A 23,773-nucleotide genomic window follows, 5' to 3' on the forward strand; every position below is an offset into this window, starting at 1 on the left:
GTGGCCGTTTTTATAAACGGGCGGCCATTTTTATTTTTACAGGGACGTATCTTTATGGGTGAGCGAACAGCTCGTGATGTGGGCGGCTATGTCAATTTTATCGATCTATTCAAACTGTCTGATCTTGAACAGGCGTTACAGGAACATAAAGGCACAGACGAATACGACGCGGTATTTCGATATTACTTTGCGTGTATCGCAGTGCTCGATTTTCCGAGAATGCTTGCGCCGCTGGGGTTATTGCGCGAGGCCCTCGGGTCTTTTGTCGAGCCCAAGCGCCGGCGTCGGCGCGCAGCCGGTGTGGAGCGACCCACAGCACAGCCGGGCGGCGCAGCGCCGGGGCTGACTGAGATCCGCGACAGGGTCGAAGGCTTCCACTCGCGCTTGTCCAACAGCGTTGAACAGTTGAGCACAGCAGCAACCGAAGTGCCGAAAAATCTCCACTTCGTCTGGCTTGGCGGTGGTTTGGGAATTATCCAGCGTGACTATATTAATGTCTGGCTAAAAGTCTTGGCCGGGCAGGGTTATACCGTGAAGCTCTGGTACGACAGCGATGCATTATTGGCCTACGAGACTAACCGGATCATTGTCGAGGCCGCGAAGGCCGATGCGATGGTGAATGGCGGTCTTGCCAGCGAATCGTATCTTGATCTTGTTGATAAGTATGAAGAACGGGTCATTGTTCTAAAGCAACAAATGTTCGCACATATCAACAAAGCGGTAACGCGCGGTGTTAATGCGGATGATGCACGAATTGATCTACTGGTCCGTGGATATGGCCAGAATGAAGCCAACTTGAAAGCCTTGCGGGACAAGAATAAACAGAGCATCTCGGCAATGGGCGAGGGCGGTGTGGAGCTTCGTAATATTGCAGCGAATGAAACACCGCTGCACATGCAGGCCATTTACCAACGGGAAATCAGTCTGCGAGGCAACTTTGCCGCAGCCTCCGATGTGGTGCGCATTGAAGCCTTGATGGCTGAAGGCGGAAGTTATGCGGATGTCGATAACCTGCCGCCTCTTCTGGAGACGCTGGGCGGGGTGAACATCAGTCAATTCAGCAGCGATGCGCGTCTGGGCGTCTTGCAGTTGTTGCTTGATCAGAACCCGGAGTGGATGGCGGGTCGTGAGGCATCAAGAAGCAAGTACACAAGCTACTTTGAGCGCATACCTGAAGAATATCGCCCAGCGCTGGAGCAGTTCGCCAACAGTCATCCGCCGTTGAATGGCGTTTTTGGCGAGCCCGCAGAGCGCCTTGTACGACCGGACGGACTGCGAGCGGTTGCCGAAGGGGGCAGCCTGAGTAATGCGTTTCTCATGGCGCATCCAGGATCGGCGATGGTCAGCGCCGTGATTGATCGCTTCAAACTCAATTATGAGATCGTTGATGCCACGGCCCGTTTGGCCATGGAGCGTCAAGTCGCCGCTATCGATGTTGAGGCCATCAGTCAAATTGCGTTGGATGTCGTCGAAGAAAAATTCGTCCTCTTGGGGGCTTCGCCGGGGCATCTAGAACCTGCGCAGTATCTTCTGGCTCTGGCTGCAGCCTCTTACTACAGCGACGGTATTCGCCCCCAAAGCGAAGTGACCATCTATCTGACCGGGCCCGCTGCGATGCGCGATGCACTCGCGGATTACGCGAGCAGGCATTTCACCCCTCGCGCAGCGGGCGCCTGGCGAACGGATGTGGCAATTGACCCCAGCGCAACGGTGAACCGGGCCACCGAGGAGGAGTTGGACCACTCCTGGAAAGAAAATGAAAGCGACACCGAGGAGTGGTTCAAGAACGAAAAACAACGGTGGGAAGCCGGGCAGTTCAAGGCGCGTTACCTGGGCAAAGTGGATCAGTTGCTGAAGAGCCAGACGCTCTCTTTCGACCATGGCTGGCCAGTCATCGAAGGTCGACATGTGTTGTCGACTGAACTGCTGCAATCCCTGGCGGAACAGCTGGGCGAACCTTTCTTTCGTGCAATGAGTCAGCAGACCAGCGATGAGGTGGCTTTCGACAAGCCAGTGCCGCTGGGTTTTGACGAGCGTCAATCCATCCTTGCGCAAGAGATCGCGCCACCGCCGGTGCTGGTCGGTGAGCCGGCCTTCGCGGAGTTGGCTCTGGATGAATTGCTTCACCGAATTGGCCGAGGGATGTTGCAGGTTGAGCAACTTGATCCGCGACAGCGGCTACTGATCGGTTCGTTGCTGGGCGCGCGGGCCATGGATCAACGCAACTTTGATCACGTCCGCGCGCGGCTGGAAAACCTCGCTAACAACGTGTCTGAATTGGGCGTGTCACACCGTTACGGGGCCATTGAGCGGGAGCTGTTCAAAGAAAGTCATCCGGCGTTCGTCGACGGTTTGGCCAGTGCCTCGACACCATCAGTGGCGTTGTCCGACACCAGCATTGAACTGAAGAAGCAGGCGTTGGAGCAGTCGCTGACCTTGCTGCAATGGGGACGCCAGGTCGCCCGGATTCAGCAGGTCGCCAAACTCGAGTTCCGTGATCGCATCAGCGAGCGCATGACCGATGTACTGGAAAGCTTCGATCAAGGCACCTTCAAGCTGGTGCCACAGGATTTGTTGCTCCAGGGCGCCGGTGACCGGATCGCCGGACGTTGCTATCCGTTGGCATTGGCCATGGCGGCGGCGATCAGCAAGGGGAGCGAAGCGGCCAACATGCTTCGCGAGCGGTTTTACCTGGCGGTCATTGAACCCGGTACCCGAGATTCGAATGCATTCGTCAGCGTTATCGAAGAACTTCGTGACGTCGACATCCGTGACCTCGGCGGGCTGGTAGTGCGCTCCGATCTGGCACAGGTGATCGCGACGCTTGAAGCGAAAACCGGCAGCAGCACGTTGATGCTCAACTCGGATAACCACTCGATGCTGCTGGCCAAGAGTAGTGTGGACGAGCGCAGTACTTATCATTTCTACGATCCGAACTTTGGTGTTTTCGAGTTCAATACCGCGCAAGCGCTCAGTGCAGCATTGACCCATTTTTTCATTAGCCAAGAGATGGCCGGGCCTTACGCCGCTTATGGGGAGCCCGGTCGTCCAGCCTTTGATTTGATTGAGCTGGACGCTGGCCGTCTTAATGCAAAAGTGTTGTCGTCGGGTGTCCTGGTGTCGAGTCTTTCCGATTCGGGCAGCCTGCCAGACCAGGCGCCGCGGGTAAGGCAGCGGCTGGCCAGCGCGCGAGGGCAGTCGCTGATCAGCAATGGGGTGCTGGGCAGTTCGTTGCTGGAACTGGACGCCCACTGGTGGGGTGATCAGATCGCCCAGGCGACCCGGCAGGTGCAGGCGCAGCACGGGCTGTCGTCGAGCGCTGTTGCGTTGTTCGAGACGCTGGAGATCACCCCAGCAGGCGAGTACAAAATCAGTCTGGTCGATACCGATCCAGCGCAGACCATTGTGCGCGTCACCACCGATGATCCGCGATTCCTGAGAATCAAGAACTACCTCTCGGAAACCTTCCGTACGCTGGCGGCGCAACCGCATGAATCCGCCAGCTTGTCTGACCCCACGGAGGCGGGCAGCGTCCATACGCTCAATGCCGGTTTCACTGTGCAAGCCTTGATGAACGCGCTGCGTCATCACGAGGGCGCGGCCAGCGGGGGGGACAAGGCGCTGACCACGGCCATTCGCTTGCATGCCTATGTCAATTACGCCCAACTGGTTCACGGCAACGTGGTGGATGTGGTTGGCGTTGTGACGCTGGTGCGTCAGGCACTGGACGATGAAAAGCTGATCGCCCGCACCAGCGCACCGTTGGTGCAAAAGGCGTTGGGGCATGTGGCCAATGAAGGCGTCGGCACGGTGTTGGGGATGGTGAATGTCGGGTTTGATATTTACCAGTTAAGCCGTGCCACCAATGACATTGAGAAGGCGCAATTCGGCACGCAGCTGGCGTTCGACTCTGCGAGCGCCATGTTGGGCGCCGCCGGACTGGGTGCGGCATTGGCCGGGGCGAGTACGGTGGCGGCGGTGCTGGGCGGTGTCGGGGTGATTCTGGGTGGGCTGGCAGTGGGCGTCGCTGCGCTGGCCGAAGGGTTTGCCACCATTGCCGAAGAAGCCAAGGAGGTCGCCCGGTTTTTTGAGGGGGTGGAGAAGGCTTATCGAGAGGGCGGCTATCATCTGGACAAGGCCTCGAACGCCTGGATTGCGCACCCCTTGCCGGTGTTTGCCGAGCTCGATTTGCACGCATCCTGCGTTCGTTTCGACAGCCCCAGGCTGTTCCCGCTACGGGACCATTTCGGGGTTCCCGATTTCGATGTGGATTACGACCGCGCCACCGACATCCGCGTGGGCCTCGGGTTGCCCGACTCGGCGCCTTTCGCGCCGCCGCCCGGGCAGACGATCGTTTTGCCCGGCACACCCAAAACCTGGTACGGCTATGAGTACACGTTGCTGCCGTTTGTCACGTTTCGTCATGCCGGCGGCTTCGATACGGCCCGTCGGCTGGAGAAAAAGAATGAACAGGGACAATGGCAGTTTCTGTTTTCGTTCTACTCGTTTCCCGGCGAGTACGTGGTCAGCCGGCTGAACCCGGTCTACAAGCCCACGGTGTTCAACGTGCGTCTCGACAACATCGAACGTTCGCTGGTGGTGCCAGCCCTGCCAAAAGCGTGGCACGGACTGGTTTCCTACCGGATCGTAGGCGCCGGCGCCCAATGTTCCGTACTGCTCAATCCCGGGGTGAGCCTTGTACTCGACGCACCCGGACACACGGCCATGCGCTGGGTGCTGCAGGCGCCCTGGTTGACGGAGGCAGACATCCGGATAGCCGCTGCGGGCAGGCTCGTTTCCGATACGCTGGGTGTGAAGTTCAGTGGCGGCGGCGTTCACGATGTCTTGCTCAAGCTGGCGGGGAACACAATCGTGCGCGTTGATCTTGTTGCCCTGAAGTTGGAGGTGGTCGAGGAAGACGCCGATCCGGCGCTCGGGGAACAAGCGCTGCTGGATCACTTCAAGTCATTGGCCCGCGAACATCGACTGGCCATGCCTTACACCCCCGTTCACAACTTCGTGGTGCCGTTTGAAAAACCGGACGAACCGAGAACGGTGGCTGCGTATTACGACTCGGCGCAGGATCGTTTTCTGTACATCCGCGACCCGAATGTCCTGTTGGCTGATGAAGCCGTGCTGGGCGCAGTGGTCGAGGGGTCGGCCTATTTCTATCACCCCGCCAGTTTCGATGTCTGGCAGGTCGACGCGATCACCGGCACGCTGGTTCAGCGCTACCGTTTGCTGTTCAGGGACGGCTTGACCATTGACCGCTGTGAAGCCGTGGCCAACGGCGGCATTCAGGTCGTGCAGCAGTATGTTCGCAAGGATGGCCAGCGCGATGAACTGACCTTCCTGATCCATCGGCAAACGGTGTTGCTCGCCTCGATCACCCTGGGTCAGGATCCAGCATTGCAGGCGGTTTTAGAGGCTGACACGCTGACGGACTGGAAGCGGATACTGGGCAATTATGTGTTGCCGGGAGCGTTCGTTGATACCGTGGATTGGCGCCCCGGTGCGCTGATTTCGATCTGTTGGCAGCGCGAAGACAAATCCCGTGATCTGGTCTGGGTCCGCGATCTTGACGGGTTGATCATCCGTGCACCCACCCGGCGTCACCATGTGCGAGGCTGGAAGGATTCGATCAAGGCCTTGAACACCCTTTTACTTATTGCGCCCGACGGTGCCGAGGGCGAGGTGTTCGTGACCTACGACAAGGATATTCAAAGCCTCGTGCGCCAGCAAAGATCGATGGTCGAGGGACGTGTGCAATGGTCTTCCAGAGAAATTACCCCCACAGGGCTGAAAAATGTTGTAGCGGTCGAGCAGGGGCATCTTGCCCTGACCGACTCGGGCCTGTTCTTCACGATGACGTCGCAAGGCTATCTGCGCTTGAGTGGATTGACTGGCACCTGGTTCAAGGATCGGGCCCGGTGGTGGTCCGAACTGCCGGCGGTGTCGACGCAGTATCCGGTGTCGAGTCTCGCCCTTCTTGGGTTGAGCAACTTTACAGGTAGCGGCGATTTATGCGCCTGGTACGTGGAGGATCGGCTGTTGCTCGCGGACCTGGGTCATGGCAAAGAAGTGCGGTTGCTGAGTAGTGTTCCGGACAATCAGGCTGCCTGGTTATTCGACCTTTCAACGGGCAGGATTTTCAGCCAGCGCTTTATCGAAGCGACACACTTGAGCGCCGCATTTGGCCCGGGAACCCGACTTTTGCAGGCTGAGGCATTGCCCGCTCCGATGCAGGAATGGGCACCCTGGGTCTTTACCGACGTGAAAGTGGAGGGTGCCGGCCTGAAGGCCACAACGCTTGATGGCCTGGAGATGGATTTACAGCACAACGAACCGGTCCGGATTACAGGTGTGGGCAGCCGCTGGGTTGCGGCACTGGAAGGGCCATTGAGTGAGGGGCTGGCAGCGCTGGCGAAGGAATATCGCTGCGCCGATTTCCTGTCCGTCAAAGACCCCGACAGCCTTCAATGGTATGTGGTTCGCAGCGGACGATTGATCCGGATTCCGAAGGCCGCCGTTACTGCGCACTACACGCTGGTGGGCACCCGGGATCAAACCAGTGCGATGCTGCACGAACGCGAAGATGGTTTGTTGTACACCTATCCGCAAAAAAGCACGGTCGGACCGCTCGACTATGTCCAGCGTAACGCCGAAGTGCTGGTGGTCGAGGGGCCGAAGAAGGCCCATGACCTTCTGCCGTTGATTGCTGATGATGTCAGCATCCTGGTGCTCAAAATGGGTCAGGGGGCCACGACAAGCCGACTGACCCGAACGGCCTGGTTGAAACTCGAATCGGTCATCGTCGATTGTCGTTATTCGCTTGAGCGGCCACCCTCGATTCCTGGGAAGCTGATTCTGGACCCTTCGATCATGGATCAGTTATGGGTCAGCCTGGTCGATGAACACTTGGTGATGAACGGCCTGGACAGCGGGCACAGCCTGATATTTCGCAGTGTTTACTCTGCGGATGTGGCGTTGCGAGGTGACGTGTTCCTTTCGCTCAACGGCTATCGGTCACGGGCTGTTTCGGAAATAGTGAGCGAGTTACTGAGGCTAAAAGGCGTTGCCGGCAGCGCCACGTTAACGGAGTTGATGTCGAGTTCTCTGTTCGAGGTGGTCGCAGAACCGGCAAAATCCAGGGCGTAGCATTCCCGGGCTGATTACGGCACCAGATAACCCTTCACACCCGTGAAGATAATCTGTGCCGCCAGCGCGCACACAAACAATCCCATCAACCGGCTGACAATCTGCAAGCCCTGGTCTCCGAGAATCCGTTCGATGCGGTTGGACAAATAAAGGACCACGCCGACCGTGAAGCTGGCCAGGGCAATGCTAAGAATGGCCGTGAGTTTGTCGTCCCAGTGTGGCTGGCTCACGCCCATCACCAGCAAGGCACCGATGGTGCCGGGGCCGACCGTCAATGGAATCGTCAGCGGGACGATCGTCACGTCCTGCTGCACATTGTCGGTCTGCACCGCCGATTTGCCCTGGGCCATGCCCAGTGCCGAGATAAACAGCACGCTGCCGGCACCGATGCGGAACGCATCCACGGTAATGCCGAAAACACTGAAAATCACCCGTCCGAACAGGTACAGCAAGACGCTGGACACCAGCGTGGCGGTGGCCACTTTCCAGGCCAGCCGACGCTGTTCCTTGCGTGAATAACCGCGGGTCAGGCTGATGAAGCAGGACAACACGAAGAACGGGCTGTAGAGCACCAGCATCTTCAGGTAAACGCTGAATAACACTTGGAGCATGGTCGAAGCTCGCGGCGATTGAAGTTGACGTGGAGTCTATCAGGCGCTGGGTCGCCTGTCGGTACGTGGAAAAATGAAGTTTGAACAGGGTGAAAAGCTTAAACTATTTGGGAGGGGATAACTTTCGTTAGTCGTATATTTGAATTGGATAATATTAATTACATATGTGCGGTTACAGGTAAGTTCTTGTAGGGGTTAAGTGGATTTAGTAAGTTTTTCGCTCGGACCCATGGAGGGTCTTTATTAAATAAAGGAAGATTTTATGAGTGTTCAATCCAATCCAGTAGTAACCCTTTCCGATCGTCTGGAACGTTTGAATGAGTACGACGTAAGTGTAGATAATATTATTAGTGCACCGCGTACCCTGTCGATCGGTTCGGTGCCATTTAGTGGCGAAATTGAAAAACCCGATCGTGCCTCGATTGTTGGGGATGGTGTTGTATCTTTCGTGTCGGGAATGAGTGAGCAAAATAAAACCGACATTCAACACACCTACCTGTTTGCGTCGTTGGTGGCGAATAAAAAATACCCGCGCGATGAACAAGGTAAAGAGTGGTATCAACTCTTTCTGCAAGTTATGCAGGATTCCGGCTGGACTATTCTGCAAAAGTATTACGACACGGTGTCGGCCTCCGGCAAGAGCTTCAAGATGGATCAGCTGGCGCTGAAGGTCCTGGGTTCCGCCGTTGCCGCAGCCGCTGTGCCGGGCCCGACCTCGGCATTGATGCTGAAAGTCGCTGGTGACGCACTGGCCGCACTGCAAGCCAGTGACAAACCCCTTCAACTTTTCGATCAGAACATCAAGGAGTCGGGGGCGGGTGGATTTGGACTAGCGACCTGTAACGAAAGCGAGCACGGTGAAGTGATCATGGCGCTGGGCTCCGTACGCTTCATCAAGCGGACCAACCAGACCAAAGTCCTGTTTGTAGATTGGGACAGCAGCTCCGTCGATCTGTACAAAGGCGAAAGCCATATGACCATGGTGCCAGCCATCGTTGCTCGTACGCGAGCCACCATCATTGCGAAACTGGGTGATCGTGCACAAACCAAAATCGACGAATACGAAATCTGATCCTGTGTGAACGCCTGGCGACTGCGCTGCAGTCGCCAGGGTTGAATGGATCGGGAGGTGTTATGGAAGAGCAGTATTCGGTTTTTATTAATGCTGGAGCCGTTGTAATGCTGTCCCGCGACCTTGCAGAGCAGGAACAGCAGGATGTATTGCATTCGGTGTTGCTTGCGCAGTTAGTGGCCACCAGAAAGTACCCCGAGTTCACACTCGGTGATGGCTGGTATGACACCTGTCATGGGGTACTAAAGGACAGTTGGTTACAAAGGGCAGTAGCCTGGGACAGTTTCGGATTGGATGACACGTCGAAGCGCGCCATGGTGGAATGGGTCGAGAGTCAGCTGGACGATCCATCGGATAGCATGACCGTAGCCAGGGGCGTGTGTGTCTTCAACGATATCGCTCGATTGCCTTGCGACCATCCGGCGATTGAATTACTGCGTGGGCAAATGCTCAGGCAGAGAACTACCGAGTTGGCGGACGGGTCAGTAGATGCGGTGTGTGACGTCAGGTTGCAGATCATCGTAGTCCGACAGGGTGCGGTGATGAATAGCCTGTTTGTGGAGTTTACAACCACGGCGCTGGCTTCAACCCATCCATTGGACTGTCTTTTCCGTCCCGAAAATGTGCTGGGCAATATCCGGTTGAGATGGTTTCAAGCCAACTTGTCGCCTGTGCTTTATGCCTCGCTTCGCGAGGCGATCGTAAAAAAACTGGGGGGCAAGGCAGCGGAGAATATCCTCCGGATTATTGACGATAAACCTGCTCGATTGCCGCCGAAAACGCAGGAGCCGTCATGAGCGCCATTCCATGGGGGCGTGCGATTGTTCCCGGACCGGCAGGGAATGGGCAGATGTGAGGCTCAAGAGGTCGGTGCAGCTACCCGGTTCTGCTCATCCCGCTGCGCCACCCAATGCTCGATCAAATCGCGCAACTGCGATAACTCCACCGGCTTTGCCATGTGCCCGTCCATGCCGGCCTGGCGCGCACGCTCTTTGTGCTCCGCGAGAATGTGGGCAGTCAATGCCACTACCGGTGTGCGGGTGCGTTGATTGCCGACTTCCCAGGCGCGTAGTTGCTGGGTGGCAGAGAAGCCATCGAGGATCGGCATTTCGCAATCCATCAGCACCAGGTCGTAGCGTTGGGCTTTCATCGCCTGCAAGGCTTCTTCGCCATTGCTGGCGGTGTCCGGTTGCAGGTTGAGTTTGCCGAGCATGCCGCGAATCACCTTGGTCGAGATCGTGTTGTCCTCCGCCACCAGTATGCGGAAGTCGCTCGGGACCTTGACCGGAAGTGCAGGGCCGGCAGGTAGGTGATGTGAAACCGCCAGGCCTTTGTTGCGCTGATTCAGCTCATCCGCGAGGGTGGTCTTGAGGGTGTAGCCAGCCACGGGTTTGGCGAGTATGCGTTTGATCCCGGAGTTGCGTGCAATGATCTTGCTCGGTGCATTGCTGATGCCAGTCAGCATGATCAGCAGAATGTCGTGATTGAGGCTCGGGTCTTCCTTGATCTTGGCCGCCAGTTGCATGCCGGTCATGCCGGGCATGTTCTGGTCCAGCAAGACCACGTCGAAGTAGTCGCGCAAATGAGCCTTGGTACGCAGCAATGCCAGGGCTTCCTTGCCGGACGGTACGGCACTGACATTCAGGCCCCAGGCGCTGCATTGTTGCACCAGTACTTTGCGGCAGGTGTCATTGTCGTCCACCACCAGCACGCGCGCACCTTGCAGCGGGCCGTCGAGGTCGGAGGTCGGGTGTTCGAGCCGGTCCGGGTCCAGGGGGAGCGTCAGCCACAAGGTGCTGCCCTGGTTGGCGCCGGTCTTGATGCCGAATTCGCCCTGCATCAGGCGGATCAGCTGGCGCGCGATCACCAGCCCCAGATTGCCGCCCAGACTCGTCGCCGAGAGGAAGTGCTTGCTGTGCAGTTCGGCGTGCATCAGGGCATCGCGTTCTTCGGCTTCCATCGGCACACCGCTGTCCTGCACGGCGATGCGCAGCCGTGGTTTGGCACTGCGTTCGTCAAGGGCGACAACGATCAGGATCTCGCCTTCTTCAGTTTTCTTCAGCGCGTTTTCCAGCAGGCTCAGCAGAGTCTGGCGCAGGCGTGTCGGGTCACCGCTGATGACGCGCGGCACTTGCGGCTGAATAAAGCTGATCAGTTCGACATTCTGCTGTTCGGCCTTGGCGCGGAAGATGCTGAGGCAGTCTTCGATCAGGGCGTTGAGGTCGAATTGCACGTCGTCCAGTTCGATCTGCCCTGATTCGAGCTTGGAGATGTCGAGGATCTCGTTGATCAGCGTCAGCAGTTCGTTGCCGGCGCTATGAATGGTTTGCACGTAGTCGCGTTGCTTGACCGACAGTGGCGTGCCCAAGAGCAGCTCGGTCATGCCCAGTACACCGTTCATGGGGGTACGGATTTCGTGGCTGATTTTCGCCAGGAATTCGGCCTTGGCGTTGATCTCGGCATTGCTGGCGGCGAGGTCGCGGCTGATGCTGAAGCGATCTTCCGTGATGCTGCGCTGACGTTCGCTCAAGGCAATGCTCATCAACAGGCCGCTGATGCAGATGAACACCAGAAGCGTAGTGATCAGGCCTTGCGGCGCGACTTGAGTCAGTCCCAGCAGTGCGGGCAATATGATCAGTGTGCCAATGTTGAACACCACCATGGCGGCGACGAAAAAGCGCGCCGGCCGATAACCTTTTTGCCAGTGATAGGCGCTGACGAACAACATGCTCAGGCCTGCCAGAGCCACCAGGGCGTAGGTAATGATGTTCAGCGGCAGGGTGTTGACGAACAACAACAGCAGGCCGCAGACGACGATGAACAGAATGTCCGCCTGCAGCAGTTTGTTCAGCGGGTGAGGGCCGAGCGGGGCAAAAAAGCGCCAGGCGAGCATCAAGCCGCTCGGCGCCGTCAGCAATAACGCGATGTAGGCGCCTGGCGTCTGGATGGCGTGCCAGTTCGGCAACCAGGGCCCGGCCAGGTTCAGCAGCAACAGCAGGCTGAGCATCAACAGCCCTTCACACCAGGCCAGCCAAAGGCTGCTGCGCGAGCGTGTGTAGGCGTAGCGGACGAAGTTGTGCAGGATCAGCATGCAAAGGCAACCGAACAGCAGGCCGTAGATCAGCGTCTGGTTCTGACTTGCCGCAGTCATGACCGCCGATTGCAGGGTGATATAAGGCCGTAGCTGATGGTCGGAGACCAGTCGCAGGTAGACGTCGAGAGGGGTGTCACTTTGCGGCAGCGGCAACATGAATTCGCTGCTGGGCAGGGGACGGTCAGCCTGGGGCTGCCCGGTGCCGGTGTGCAATTGATCGATCAGCTTGTCGCCGTCGAGGACATACAGCTTGAGCGACGACAGGTCGGGTGCGAACACCCGCAGCAATTGTTCATGCTTGCCGGGGGCCAGCCTGAAGCGTAGCCATAACGCGCCATCGGGCTCGGCCGCGTTGAGGCGATCAAGTTCGATGGGGCTGAATTGATTGGTGTAGCGAGCAGAACGAATGTCGCTTAGCTGCAGGTCGCCCTGTTCGTCGAGCAATACTGCCCAGCCACTGCCTTGACCGGCCTGGGCCGGGAGCATGCAGAGCAAGGTCAGCAGAGTGACGGTGAGACTTATGGCAATCCTGAGCCTGCGCACGGCGAAATCCCTTCGTAGGTTGATGCCAGATTATAACTATGCGCGGTGCCGGAATAGTGGGGCAAGGACCAGCGGCCCTTGCCCGGCCGAATGAATGGCCTTACTCCTGGCTTTCACCACGTTCACGGGCAATGGCACGGTAGCCAATGTCCTTGCGGTAGAAACAGCCTTCCCAGTCAATTTTTGCCGCCAGTTTGTAAGCTTGCTGCTGAGCCTCATCGACGCTGGCGCCCATGGCCGTGGCGCAGAGCACCCGACCACCGGCCGTGACCACTTGACCGTCCTTGAGTGCAGTACCGGCGTGGAAGACTTTGCCTTCCAGTGCGGCGGCTGCATCCAGACCGTTGATGGCAACGCCTTTGGCGTAGTCACCCGGATAACCACCTGCGGCCAACACGATGCCGACGCTCGGACGTGGATCCCATTGTGCTTCGACCTTGTCCAGCGCTTGCGCCAGAGCCGCTTCGACCAGCAACACCAGGCTCGACTGCAGGCGCAGCATCACCGGCTGGGTCTCAGGATCGCCGAAACGGCAGTTGAATTCGATGACTTTTGGGTTACCAGCCTTGTCGATCATCAGGCCGGCGTACAGGAAGCCAGTGTAGACGTTGCCTTCCTCGGCCATGCCGCGAACGGTCGGCCAGATCACCAGGTCCATGACGCGCTGGTGCACTTGCGCGGTCACGACCGGGGCAGGGGAGTAAGCGCCCATGCCACCGGTGTTCGGGCCGGTGTCGCCGTCGCCGACGCGCTTGTGGTCCTGACTGGTGGCCATTGGCAGCACGTTCTTGCCGTCGACCATGACGATGAAGCTGGCTTCTTCGCCGTCCAGGAATTCTTCGATCACTACGCGCGAACCTGCATCGCCAAACGCGTTGCCCGCGAGCATGTCGCGCACGGCGTCTTCGGCTTCGGCCAGGGTCATGGCAACGATCACACCTTTACCGGCGGCCAGGCCATCGGCCTTGATCACGATCGGTGCGCCTTTTTCACGCAGATAAGCCAGGGCTGGCTCGATCTCGGTGAAGTTCTGGTAATCGGCAGTCGGGATTTTGTGGCGCGCGAGGAAGTCCTTGGTGAAGGCTTTCGAACCTTCCAGCTGGGCAGCGCCAGCGGTCGGACCGAAGCAATCCAGGCCGCGGGAGCGGAACAGATCGACGACGCCAGCCACCAGTGGCACTTCCGGGCCGACGATGGTCAGGGAAACGTTTTTCTCGGCAAAGTCTGCCAGCTGTTCGAGAGCCAGCACGTCGATGTCGACGTTTTCGCATTTGGCTTCGATGGCGGTACCGGCGTTGCCAGGGGCCACGAACACTTTCTGCACACGTGGGTCCTGGGCAACTTTCCAGGCCAGTGCGTGTTCACGGCCACCGCTGCCAATGATCAAAACATTCATTTCAAAAACCTCGGATGACGCTAATTCTGTTTTAGAACCTAAAGCGCTTTACGCTGTAGGAGGTCGCAATGAAGTCGGTAGATGCAAGGTAGTCTCCAACGCAGCAGATGCCGGCTTCAGTGCGGCCGTTGTCTGATTAGTGACGGAAGTGGCGCATTCCGGTGAAGACCATGGCGATGCCGGCTTCGTCAGCGGCAGCAATTACTTCTGCATCACGCATCGAGCCGCCTGGCTGGATCACCGCAGTGATGCCGACCTTGGCCGCATTGTCCAGGCCGTCACGGAACGGGAAGAACGCGTCGGAGGCCATCACCGAACCGGCTACCTGCAAACCGGCGTGTTCAGCCTTGATCGCGGCGATACGGGCGGAGTTCACGCGGCTCATCTGGCCCGCGCCGACACCGATGGTCTGACGGTTCTTGGCGTAGACGATGGCGTTGGACTTAACGTACTTGGCGACTTTCCAGGCGAAGATCAGGTCATTGATTTCCTGTTCGGTCGGGGCGCGCTTGGTCACGACTTTCAGGTCGTCGGCACTGATCATGCCAATGTCGCGGCTCTGCACCAGCAGACCACCGTTGACGCGTTTGTAATCCCAGGCAGCGGCGCGATCAGCCGACCATTCGCCGCAGGCCAGCAGGCGCACGTTGGCTTTGGCTGCAACAATGGCACGGGCTTCTTCGCTGACGGACGGGGCAATGATCACCTCGACGAACTGACGCTCGACGATGGCCTTGGCCGTTTCAGCATCCAGTTCGCGGTTGAAGGCGATGATGCCGCCGAACGCCGATTCGGTGTCGGTGGCGTAAGCCAGTTCGTAGGCCTGGCGGATGCCGCCTTCGGCGTCCGGGCTCACGGCCACGCCGCACGGATTGGCGTGCTTGACGATCACGCAGGCTGGCTTGACGAAGCTCTTCACGCATTCCAGCGCGGCGTCGGTGTCGGCCACGTTGTTGTACGACAGTTCTTTGCCTTGCAGTTGGGTCGCGGTGGCGATGCCGACTTCGGCAGGCTTGGCTTCCACGTAGAACGCCGCGCTCTGGTGCGGGTTCTCGCCGTAGCGCATTTCCTGAGCCTTGACGAACTGGCTGTTGAAGGTGCGCGGGAATTCGCTGCGACCTTCGGTGCTGAGGGTGTCAGCGGCCTGGTTCACGGTGCCCATGTAGTTGGCGATCATGCCGTCGTAGGCGGCGGTGTGTTCGAACGCCTTGAGCATCAGGTCGAAACGTTGAGCGTAGGTCAGGCCGCCGGCCTTGAGGCCTTCGAGGACACTGGCGTAATCGCTGGCATTGACCACGATGGCCACGTCTTTGTGGTTCTTGGCCGCGGAACGGACCATGGTCGGGCCGCCAATGTCGATGTTCTCGATGGCGGTCGGCAGGTCGCAGCCTGGCTTGTTGATGGTGGCTTCGAACGGGTACAGGTTGACCGCGACCAGATCGATCGGCTTGATGCCATGCTCGTTCATGATCGCATCGTCGATACCGCGACGACCGAGGATCCCGCCATGGATTTTCGGGTGCAGGGTTTTCACCCGACCGTCCATCATTTCTGCGAAACCGGTGTAATCCGCGACTTCCACTGCGGCAACACCGTTGTCACGCAGCAGCTTGAACGTCCCGCCGGTAGAGAGGATCTCGACGCCCAGGGCTTCAAGCTCTTTGGCGAATTCGAGGATCCCGGTCTTGTCGGAAACGCTGATCAAGGCGCGGCGGATCGGCAGGCGGGTAGTCTGGTCGGTCATTTCAATTTCCATCAAAAGCAAAGGAGTCAGCAAAAAAGGCGACCGTTTTTACGCGGGCGCCTTTCTGGTTTGATTGAATGCTTACAGCAAATCGTACTGCTTGAGTTTCTTGCGCAGCGTGCCCCGGTTGAGTCCGAGCAGCTCGCTGGCCTTCGTCTGGTTGCCCTTGACGTAGTTCATCACGCACTCGAGCAGGGGAGCCTCGACTTCGGAGAGCACCAGGTTGTACACATCCGTGACGGCAGCGCCCTCAAGGTGGGCGAAATAATTGTGCAGCGCCTTCTCGACACTCCCGCGAAGGGTCTGACCTTCTTCGCTGGGCGTATTGAGGTGCTGTTTCAAATTCACGTTGTCGCTCACGGGTGTTGTTCCACTCACTAAAGTCTCGGTCATCATCGTCATGCGGCCACCCCTTCTCCGTCCCCTGTCAGGCTCTTGTAACGTTCGGCGAAGAAGCCCTGAACGTTGGCGCATTGTGCTTCCGTATCTTCCAAACGATTGAAGTGGGCGCGAAACTCCCTGGCGCCCGGCAAGGTTGCGAGATACCAGCCCACATGCTTTCGAGCGATCCGGACACCCATGACATCGCCATAGAAGACGTGCAGGGCCGCCAGATGCTCTAGCAGAATGCGTTCCACCTCGATCAGTTCAAGCGGCGGGAGTTTCTCGCCGGTACGCAGGAAATGGTCGATCTCGCGAAAAATCCATGGCCGCCCTTGGGCAGCCCGGCCTACCAACAAGCCATCGGCGCCGGTCGCGTCCAACACGTACCGGGCCTTCTCTGGCGAATCGATATCGCCGTTGGCAAAGACCGGCATTGACACCGCCTGCTTGATCGCGGCAATGGTGTCGTACTCGGCTTCACCGGTGTAGAGGTCGGCACGGGTGCGGCCATGGACCGCCAACGCCGTAATGCCTGCCTGCTCGGCGATCTTCGCCACCGTCAAACCATTCTTGTTGTCCCGGTCCCAGCCGGTACGGATCTTCAGGGTCACCGGCACATCAACCGCAGCCACGACGGCCTGCAGGATCTCGGTGACCAGTGCTTCATCCTTCAACAACGCAGAACCGGCTGCCTTGTTGCAGACCTTCTTCGCCGGGCAGCCCATGTTGATATCAATAATCTGCGCACCCAGCTCGACGTTGGCCCGGGCCGCGTCCGCCAGCATCTGTGCATCACCACCGGCGATCTGGACCGAGCGTGGCTCGGGATCACCTTCGTGGATCATGCGCATCCGCGACTTGCGGGTGTTCCACAAACTCATGTCGCTGGTGACCATTTCCGAGACCACCAGCCCCGCACCCAATCGCTTGCACAGCTGACGAAAGGGTTGGTCGGTGACTCCCGCCATCGGGGCGAGAATCAAGCCGTTTTGCAATGTGTATGGACCGATGCGTACCGCCGACATAGGACTTCCCTGTTGTGGGGCCGGATCATTAGAGTTCGAAAAAGGGTTGGCATGATACCCGCTCTCGATGACTGGATAAAGGCTGAATTGAACAAAATCTGAACAGTTATTCTGTTATTGCCAGCAGTTTGGTACGGACGGTCTCAGTCAGAAATCTGCCGCCAGGCTTGTAGCGGTGAAGCGTTTCACTCGGGCGAGTGGAAGCTCAGGCTGTAGTTCACCGCTTTGGCGCCCGGGTCGAGAATATCCAGCGCGATGTGGATCGGCGTTTGTGGTGGCATTTCCGCCATGCCTTCGAGGTCGCCGTTGAGGTACTCGCCGGGTTTGAAGCGACGGCTGGCGATCAAGTGGCCATTGAGGTCGGCAAAGCGCAGCTCCAGCAGCGGGAAGGGCTGCGAGAACGGCGCGCGGTTGTAGATGATCGCATCGACCACCAGCGCGCCACTGAATTCCGGATGGCTGCGGACCACCAGGTTGCTGCTTTTGATTTTCGCAATGTCGACTTTGGACGGCACCGTGCAGCCGAGTTGCGGGCACAGTTGCTGGAACCAGGGGCGGTACTGGTCCTGACGGGCCAATTCATCGAAATGGTATGCAATGTATTGGCCGGCCAGCGCCGCAGCGCCGAGCAGGACCAGCAGCATCCAGAACAAGCGTCGGCCCCAGGGGGAGCGACGTTTTTGCCAGTCCAGTTGCAGTGGGTCATCGGTCAGGTCCTGCAATACCTCGGCGCGCACGCCCGGTTCACTGCGCTCGCGACGTTTGCGCAGCGGTTCGATCGACGGCAGGTCGTCGTCGAGCGCTTCGGTCGCCGACAGGCGTTCGTGGTTGAGCGGGGCGTCGAGTGGGTCGTGCAGGCGCAGATGAGGCACCTGGGGCTCATCATCGAGATCAACCGGTTCCAGCGAAAACGAAGGCTCGGTGCGTACGTGGTTGTCCGGTTCTGGTTCTGTTTCCGGTTGTTCGGTGTCTACCGGTTGGGCGCGGTCGGCCGCCGGTTCGCTGAAGAGGCTGTCGGACCACTGTTCTTCATCGTGCTCGCCAGAGTCGCGCCGGGCGCTGAGGCCGTCTTCGCGGTGCCGGCCAAACTCCTTGGTCGGCTGGATCTCCCGCTGTTCGAGCCGGGCGAGTTCTTCGTCCAGGTCCAGGCTGTCCAGATCCAGTTCGGAGGCCGTCCATTGCTTTTGGCTGATCGCGCGTGGCGCTGGTGGCTCGACAATGGCCGGGGTAACCGGCGTGACAGCTTCCTTGCCAGCCCGTTGCTCAAGCAACTGCTTGGCCGCGTTGAACACTTGCAAGCACGAGCCGCAACGAACCACTCCGCGTGCCACGCTCAACTGAGCATGGCTGACGCGGAAGCTGGTTTGGCAATGCGGGCACTGGGTGACGAAGCTGTCGGTCATGCGGCGATCCGGTTTATGCAGGCGTTCATTCTAGCGCCGACGGCCGGTGATGCGCACCCAGCCATCGCGATTAGCAATCGGGTCCAGATCGAAGTCTTTAGCATAGGCAGCGGCAACGTCTTCGCCTTGTTCGGCGAGGATCCCGGACAGCGCCAGGCGACCACCCGGCTTGACCAGGCTGGACAGTTGCGGTGCCAGAGAAACCAGCGGGCCGGCGAGGATGTTGGCGACCAGTACGTCGGCCTTCACCTGTGGCAGGTCTTCAGGCAGGTACAGCGGGAACAGCGCTTCGTCGATGTTGTTGCGCCCGGCGTTGTCGCGAGAGGCTTCCAGGGCCTGCACGTCGATGTCGGTGCCGACGGCTTCCTTGGCGCCTAGCAGCAAGGCGGCAATCGCCAGAATCCCCGAGCCGCAGCCAAAGTCCAGCACGTTGCAGTCTTTCAGGTCCTGACCGTCGAGCCATTCAAGGCACAGCGCGGTGGTCGGGTGGGTGCCGGTGCCGAACGCCAGGCCCGGGTCCAGCAGCAGGTTCACGGCGTCAGGCTCGGGCGCGGCATGCCAGCTCGGGACGATCCACAGGCGCTGACCGAAACGCATCGGCTGAAAGCCGTCCATCCAGCTGCGTTCCCAATCCTGGTCTTCGATCACTTCGCTGTGATGCTCGGGCAGCGGGCTGCCGGTCAGCAGTTCAAGGTGGGCCAATACGCTGGCGGCTTCGGTGCCGCCCTCGAACAGGGCCAGCAGATGCGTGTGCGACCACAGCGGCGTGGTGTTGAGTTCTGGCTCGAAGATCGGCTGATCTTCGGCGTCCATGAAGGTCACCGACACGGCGCCCACTTCAAGGAAAGCGTCTTCGTAGGTTTCGGCTTGTTCTGGGCTGATGGCGAGACGGACTTGCAGCCAAGGCATGGCGGGCACCTTTGAAAAATATTGATTGCAGCCTAGCGGGCTGCGAGAAGCGCGCAAGTTTACGCGAGCGCGGAGGTTTTGTGGGAGTGGGGTGGCTCCAAACGCAGAAGCCAGCGGCTACAGGGGGCTGTCGCGGCTCATAAGAAACACCCAGAAACAACAAAGCCGCCCGAAGGCGGCTTTGTTGATCGGTTCGAAGCTTAGTGCTTCTCGCCTGCCAGCTTGTGCTCGAGGTAGTGAATGTTCACGCCCCCTTTGCAGAAGCCTTCATCACGGACCAGGTCGCGGTGCAGCGGGATGTTGGTCTTGATCCCGTCGACAACGATTTCGTCCAGCGCATTGCGCATGCGCGCCATGGCTTCGTCACGGGTTGCGCCGTAGGTGATCAGCTTGCCGATCAACGAATCGTAGTTCGGCGGAACGGCATAACCACTGTACAGGTGCGAATCGACGCGAACGCCGTTGCCGCCTGGTGCGTGGAAATGCTTGACCGTGCCTGGGCTCGGCATGAAGGTTTTCGGGTCTTCGGCGTTGATTCGGCATTCCAGGGCGTGACCGCGGATTACCACGTCTTCCTGGGTGTACGACAACTTGTTGCCAGCGGCGATGCTGAGCATCTCCTTGACGATGTCGATACCGGTGACCATTTCCGAAACCGGGTGTTCTACCTGGACACGAGTGTTCATCTCGATGAAGTAGAAGTGGCCGTTTTCGTAAAGGAACTCGAAGGTGCCGGCGCCACGGTAGCCGATGTCGATGCACGCCTTGACGCAGCGAGCGAGGACTTCCTGGCGTGCTTTCTCGTCGATGCCCGGTGCCGGCGCTTCTTCGAGAACTTTCTGGTGACGGCGTTGCAGCGAGCAGTCGCGGTCGCCCAGATGGATGGCGTGACCCTGGCCGTCGGAAAGCACCTGAACTTCCACGTGACGTGGGTTGGTCAGGAATTTTTCCAGATAGACCATCGGGTTGCCGAACGCCGCGCCCGCTTCGGAGCGGGTCAGTTTCGCCGAGGAGATCAGGTCTTCTTCTTTATGCACGACGCGCATGCCGCGACCACCACCGCCGCCAGCGGCCTTGATGATCACCGGGTAACCGACTTCGCGACCGATGCGCAGAGCGGTTTCTTCGTCTTCAGGCAGCGGGCCGTCGGAACCTGGAACGGTTGGAACGCCCGCTGCGATCATGGCGTGCTTGGCCGATACCTTGTCGCCCATCAGGCGAATGGTGTCGGCTTTCGGGCCAATGAAGGCGAAGCCGGAGTTCTCGACCTGTTCAGCGAAATCAGCGTTTTCCGCAAGGAAACCGTAGCCTGGGTGAATGGCGGTAGCGCCGGTCACTTCAGCTGCGGCGATGATTGCCGGGATGTGCAGGTAAGAGTGCGCGGCCGAGGCCGGACCAATGCAGACGGATTCGTCTGCCAGGCCCAGGTGCATCAGCTCTTTGTCAGCCTTGGAGTAAACGGCGACAGTCTTGATGCCCATCTCTTTGCAGGCACGCAGGATCCGCAGGGCAATCTCACCGCGGTTGGCGATCAGAACTTTTTCCAACTTCGCAGTCATCAAAGTTTCTCCGCGGTTCAAACGATGGTGAACAGCGGTTGGTCGTACTCAACCGGCTGGCCGTCTTCGACGAGGATGGATTCAATCACACCGCTGGTTTCAGCTTCGATGTGGTTCATCATCTTCATGGCTTCGACGATGCACAGGGTGTCGCCTTTCTTCACGGTCTGGCCAACTTCAACAAACGAAGGCGAGGATGGCGAAGATTTGCGATAGAAGGTGCCGACCATCGGCGAACGGGCAACGGTGCCGTTCAGGGCAGGTGCGGACGGTGCAGCAGGTGCAGCGGCGGCAGCCGGAGCAGCAGCAACAGGCGCAGGTGCCGGAGCGTGCTGCATTGGAGCAGGTGCGTAGTATTGCTGAGCCGGCGTCTTGCTGTGACGGCTGATACGTACGGACTCTTCGCCTTCCTTGATCTCGAGCTCGTCGATGCCGGACTCTTCCAGCAGTTCGATCAGTTTCTTAACTTTACGGATATCCATGAATCATCAACTCCCAAGGGTCGGTCAGGGGCGTATAGCTTGTGGTTCAAGCTGTTCCAGGGCGGCCTCCAGGGCCAGTCGATAACCGCTGGCGCCAAGGCCGCAGATCACTCCCACCGCTACGTCGGAGAAGTAAGAGTGATGGCGGAAAGGTTCGCGTTTGTGCACGTTAGACAAATGCACTTCGATGAATGGGATGCTCACCGCCAGCAGCGCGTCACGTAATGCGACACTTGTGTGTGTAAAAGCTGCTGGATTGATCAGAATGAAGTCCACACCCTCGCCACGAGCGGCGTGAATGCGGTCGATCAATTCGTACTCGGCGTTGCTTTGCAGGTGCAGCAGATGATGGCCGGCTTCACGGGCGCGGCGTTCCAGGTCCTGGTTGATCTGCGCCAGTGTCGTAGCGCCATAGGTGCCCGGTTCACGGGTGCCGAGCAAGTTCAGGTTGGGGCCGTGCAGCACCAATAGGGTCGCCATCTGCTGTTCCTTGTTATCTGTGTGCAAGTGTCAGAACCCGGCGACTATGCCGCAAAGCCTTTGTGACTGTCCAGTTCTATGCAATAGCCAGCACGATAGCCGATGTTTGCGCGAAATATGTGACCGGCTGATTAAATCCGGTCATTTGCCTTCGCAACACGTTCGGCGAAGTCCTTGGCGTTGATCTCGCCGATCACTCGCACATCGGCACGCTCAACACCGTCCTTGCCGAAAAACATCAGGGCCGGAGGACCGAACAATTTGTAACGATCGAGCAGGGCGCGTTGTTCGGCATTGCTGGCGGTGATATCGAAACGAACCAGGCGATAGCCTTGCAGGCGCTCCATGACCTTTGCGTCGTTGAGCACTTCGTGTTCGATGACTTTGCAGCTGATGCACCAGTCGGCGTACCAGTCGAGCAGCAGCGGGGTGCCGGAGGATTGAGCGTCGGCGAGCACGCGATCCAATTCTGAGGGCGTGTTGATGGTTTGCCAGGTGCCGGCGTTTTGCGCAGGGGCGTTACCTGCAATCGCGCGCGATTGGCCGATGGGGTTGAATGGATCGGTCTGTCCGCTGAACGCCCCGAACCAGCAGGCCAATGCGTAAAACAGCAGGAACATCCCGAGCAACTGGCCAAGGCGTTTTCGAGGGGGTTTGTAGACGAACTCCAGCGCGCCCATGAACAAGCCGACACCACCGGCCAGCAAACCGATCAGCAGCAAGGTGATCTGGCCCGGGAGTACGCGGCTGAGCAGGCCGATCGCCAATCCCAGTAACAACACGCCAATCGCGTTTTTCACATACACCAGCCATGCCCCGCTTTTCGGCAGCCAGGCCGCGCCACCGGTAGCCACCAGCAACAGCGGCGCGCCCATGCCGAGGCCAAGCATGAACAGCTTCAAACCGCCGCCCAATGCATCGCCACTGGCGCTGATGTACAGCAGCGCACCGGCCAGCGGCGCCGAAACGCAGGGCGAAACCAGCAGGCTCGACACCACGCCCAGCACCGCGGCGCCCCACAGCGAACCGCCTTCCGTGCGCCCGGCAATGCGATCGAGGCGACTGCTGATGGCGTGCGGCAGCTTGAGTTCGAATACGCCGAACATGGCCAGGGCAAATACCGCAAAAAACGTCGCGAACGGCACCAGCACCCAGGCAGATTGCAAGCGAGCCTGAAGATTGAGTTGTGCGCCGAACAGGCCCATCAGTGCTCCCAGCAGGGCAAAGCAGGCGGCCATCGGCAGCACGTAGGCCAAAGACAGATTGAAACCGCGCAAACCACCGACCTGACCGCGCAACACCACGCCGGAAAGAATGGGCAGCATCGGCAATACACAAGGCGTAAACGTCAGACCCAGGCCGGCGAGGAAAAACAGCGCGAGTTCACGCCATCCCCAGTTTTGCGTCGGGGGCTGATCAGGAGCACTGATGCCATTAATGCTCAGGCGTTCGGTTTCCGGCGGATAGCACAGGCCTTTATCGGCGCACCCCTGATAGGTCACGGCCAGCGTGAAGGCGCGCTGATCGGTGCGCGGCAGTTCCACCTCAATGATCCCGTGGTACACCTCGACATCGCCAAAGTACTCGTCGTGCTTCTGCTCGCCCTTGGGCAACTGGGCGGCGCCCAGCGTTACCTCGGCCGGGTCAGCCCGAAACTGGAAACGATGGCGATAGAGGTAATAGCCTTCGGTGGCGACGAAACGCAGCTTGATCGATTGCGGCGTGCTGTCCACCAGGCTCAGTTGAAAGGCTTCGCGCACCGGCAGGAAGTCGGCGCTGTTGTTGATCGAGCCCAGGGTGGAACTGGGCCGGGTGTCCAGCAACCCGGTGGCGGTGGCCGGCAGGGCGAGCACTAAAAGCAGCAGGCAGAGCAAACGGCGCATGACAATCTCGCGTATCGGAATTGGGGGCAT

Annotated in this window: 15 protein-coding genes; 3 read left to right on the top strand and 12 right to left on the bottom strand. The window is 59.0% G+C overall.

Annotated elements, in window-relative coordinates; genetic code table 11:
* Nucleotides 1-54 precede the first annotated feature (54 nt).
* Nucleotides 55-7,158 carry a TcdA/TcdB pore-forming domain-containing protein gene (locus tag J2X66_RS18860; RefSeq protein WP_310267013.1) on the top strand — a complete coding sequence of 2,368 codons (7,104 nt, stop codon included), beginning with the start codon at nucleotides 55-57 and terminating at the stop codon, nucleotides 7,156-7,158.
* Between the two features lie 14 nt (nucleotides 7,159-7,172).
* On the opposite strand, the gene J2X66_RS18865 is transcribed toward J2X66_RS18860, so the two are convergent.
* Entirely contained in the window at nucleotides 7,173-7,769 is a 597-nt protein-coding gene (locus tag J2X66_RS18865) for a MarC family protein (protein WP_310267016.1), read from the bottom strand.
* A 262-nt stretch (nucleotides 7,770-8,031) separates the two neighbouring features.
* Between J2X66_RS18865 and J2X66_RS18870 the strand changes: the two genes are divergently transcribed.
* Together J2X66_RS18870 and J2X66_RS18875 are read left to right on the top strand one after the other, a co-directional pair.
* Nucleotides 8,032-8,841: a hypothetical protein gene (locus tag J2X66_RS18870; RefSeq protein ID WP_310267019.1), complete on the top strand. Its 810-nt coding sequence runs from the start codon at nucleotides 8,032-8,034 to the stop codon at nucleotides 8,839-8,841.
* Nucleotides 8,842-8,903: 62 nt separating this feature from the next.
* On the top strand, nucleotides 8,904-9,638 hold the full coding sequence (locus J2X66_RS18875; protein WP_310267021.1) for a hypothetical protein: 735 nt from the start codon (nucleotides 8,904-8,906) through the stop codon (nucleotides 9,636-9,638).
* Nucleotides 9,639-9,700: 62 nt separating this feature from the next.
* Here the strand turns inward: J2X66_RS18875 and J2X66_RS18880 are convergent, their stop codons facing one another.
* The 11 genes from J2X66_RS18880 to J2X66_RS18930 form a co-directional block, all read right to left on the bottom strand.
* On the bottom strand, nucleotides 9,701-12,478 hold the full coding sequence (locus J2X66_RS18880) for a response regulator (protein ID WP_310267023.1): 2,778 nt from the start codon (nucleotides 12,476-12,478) through the stop codon (nucleotides 9,701-9,703).
* 100 nt (nucleotides 12,479-12,578) lie between these two features.
* Nucleotides 12,579-13,874, bottom strand: a complete 1,296-nt coding sequence (gene purD, locus J2X66_RS18885; RefSeq protein ID WP_310267026.1) for a phosphoribosylamine--glycine ligase — start codon at nucleotides 13,872-13,874, stop codon at nucleotides 12,579-12,581.
* 136 nt (nucleotides 13,875-14,010) lie between these two features.
* Entirely contained in the window at nucleotides 14,011-15,618 is a 1,608-nt protein-coding gene (gene purH / locus J2X66_RS18890) for a bifunctional phosphoribosylaminoimidazolecarboxamide formyltransferase/IMP cyclohydrolase (protein ID WP_310267027.1), read from the bottom strand.
* 81 nt (nucleotides 15,619-15,699) lie between these two features.
* Nucleotides 15,700-16,020 (bottom strand): DNA-binding transcriptional regulator Fis, encoded by a 321-nt coding sequence (gene fis / locus J2X66_RS18895; RefSeq protein WP_007907419.1) that lies wholly within the window; start codon nucleotides 16,018-16,020, stop codon nucleotides 15,700-15,702.
* Entirely contained in the window at nucleotides 16,017-17,027 is a 1,011-nt protein-coding gene (gene dusB / locus J2X66_RS18900; protein WP_310267029.1) for a tRNA dihydrouridine synthase DusB, read from the bottom strand. Before dusB ends, fis begins: the two co-directional genes overlap by 4 nt.
* A gap of 185 nt (nucleotides 17,028-17,212) precedes the next feature.
* Nucleotides 17,213-18,430 carry a DUF3426 domain-containing protein gene (locus J2X66_RS18905; RefSeq protein ID WP_310267031.1) on the bottom strand — a complete coding sequence of 406 codons (1,218 nt, stop codon included), beginning with the start codon at nucleotides 18,428-18,430 and terminating at the stop codon, nucleotides 17,213-17,215.
* Between the two features lie 30 nt (nucleotides 18,431-18,460).
* Entirely contained in the window at nucleotides 18,461-19,339 is an 879-nt protein-coding gene (gene prmA, locus J2X66_RS18910; protein ID WP_310267033.1) for a 50S ribosomal protein L11 methyltransferase, read from the bottom strand.
* 200 nt (nucleotides 19,340-19,539) lie between these two features.
* Complete coding sequence (gene accC, locus J2X66_RS18915) at nucleotides 19,540-20,898, bottom strand: acetyl-CoA carboxylase biotin carboxylase subunit (protein ID WP_310267035.1); 1,359 nt, start codon at nucleotides 20,896-20,898, stop codon at nucleotides 19,540-19,542.
* A 17-nt stretch (nucleotides 20,899-20,915) separates the two neighbouring features.
* Nucleotides 20,916-21,380 (bottom strand): acetyl-CoA carboxylase biotin carboxyl carrier protein, encoded by a 465-nt coding sequence (gene accB / locus J2X66_RS18920; protein WP_310267038.1) that lies wholly within the window; start codon nucleotides 21,378-21,380, stop codon nucleotides 20,916-20,918.
* Nucleotides 21,381-21,404: 24 nt separating this feature from the next.
* On the bottom strand, nucleotides 21,405-21,860 hold the full coding sequence (aroQ, locus tag J2X66_RS18925) for a type II 3-dehydroquinate dehydratase (protein ID WP_027921897.1): 456 nt from the start codon (nucleotides 21,858-21,860) through the stop codon (nucleotides 21,405-21,407).
* A gap of 131 nt (nucleotides 21,861-21,991) precedes the next feature.
* Nucleotides 21,992-23,743 (bottom strand): protein-disulfide reductase DsbD, encoded by a 1,752-nt coding sequence (locus J2X66_RS18930; protein WP_310267040.1) that lies wholly within the window; start codon nucleotides 23,741-23,743, stop codon nucleotides 21,992-21,994.
* Nucleotides 23,744-23,773: the final 30 nt, after the last annotated feature.

The sequence above is a fragment of the Pseudomonas sp. 3296 genome (assembly GCF_031456615.1).
GTDB classification, from domain to species: domain Bacteria; phylum Pseudomonadota; class Gammaproteobacteria; order Pseudomonadales; family Pseudomonadaceae; genus Aquipseudomonas; species Aquipseudomonas mucoides.

Excerpts from the sequence above, each read along its gene's own strand:
- J2X66_RS18860 (WP_310267013.1), top strand. The coding sequence starts at position 55 with ATGGGTGAGCGAACAGCTCGTGATGTGGGCGGCTATGTCAATTTTATC.
- J2X66_RS18865 (WP_310267016.1), bottom strand. The coding sequence starts at position 7,769 with ATGCTCCAAGTGTTATTCAGCGTTTACCTGAAGATGCTGGTGCTCTAC.
- J2X66_RS18870 (WP_310267019.1), top strand. The coding sequence starts at position 8,032 with ATGAGTGTTCAATCCAATCCAGTAGTAACCCTTTCCGATCGTCTGGAA.
- J2X66_RS18875 (WP_310267021.1), top strand. The coding sequence starts at position 8,904 with ATGGAAGAGCAGTATTCGGTTTTTATTAATGCTGGAGCCGTTGTAATG.
- purD (WP_310267026.1), bottom strand. The coding sequence starts at position 13,874 with ATGAATGTTTTGATCATTGGCAGCGGTGGCCGTGAACACGCACTGGCC.
- purH (WP_310267027.1), bottom strand. The coding sequence starts at position 15,618 with ATGACCGACCAGACTACCCGCCTGCCGATCCGCCGCGCCTTGATCAGC.
- fis (WP_007907419.1), bottom strand. The coding sequence starts at position 16,020 with ATGACGATGATGACCGAGACTTTAGTGAGTGGAACAACACCCGTGAGC.
- dusB (WP_310267029.1), bottom strand. The coding sequence starts at position 17,027 with ATGTCGGCGGTACGCATCGGTCCATACACATTGCAAAACGGCTTGATT.
- J2X66_RS18905 (WP_310267031.1), bottom strand. The coding sequence starts at position 18,430 with ATGACCGACAGCTTCGTCACCCAGTGCCCGCATTGCCAAACCAGCTTC.
- prmA (WP_310267033.1), bottom strand. The coding sequence starts at position 19,339 with ATGCCTTGGCTGCAAGTCCGTCTCGCCATCAGCCCAGAACAAGCCGAA.
- accC (WP_310267035.1), bottom strand. The coding sequence starts at position 20,898 with ATGACTGCGAAGTTGGAAAAAGTTCTGATCGCCAACCGCGGTGAGATT.
- accB (WP_310267038.1), bottom strand. The coding sequence starts at position 21,380 with ATGGATATCCGTAAAGTTAAGAAACTGATCGAACTGCTGGAAGAGTCC.
- aroQ (WP_027921897.1), bottom strand. The coding sequence starts at position 21,860 with ATGGCGACCCTATTGGTGCTGCACGGCCCCAACCTGAACTTGCTCGGC.
- J2X66_RS18930 (WP_310267040.1), bottom strand. The coding sequence starts at position 23,743 with ATGCGCCGTTTGCTCTGCCTGCTGCTTTTAGTGCTCGCCCTGCCGGCC.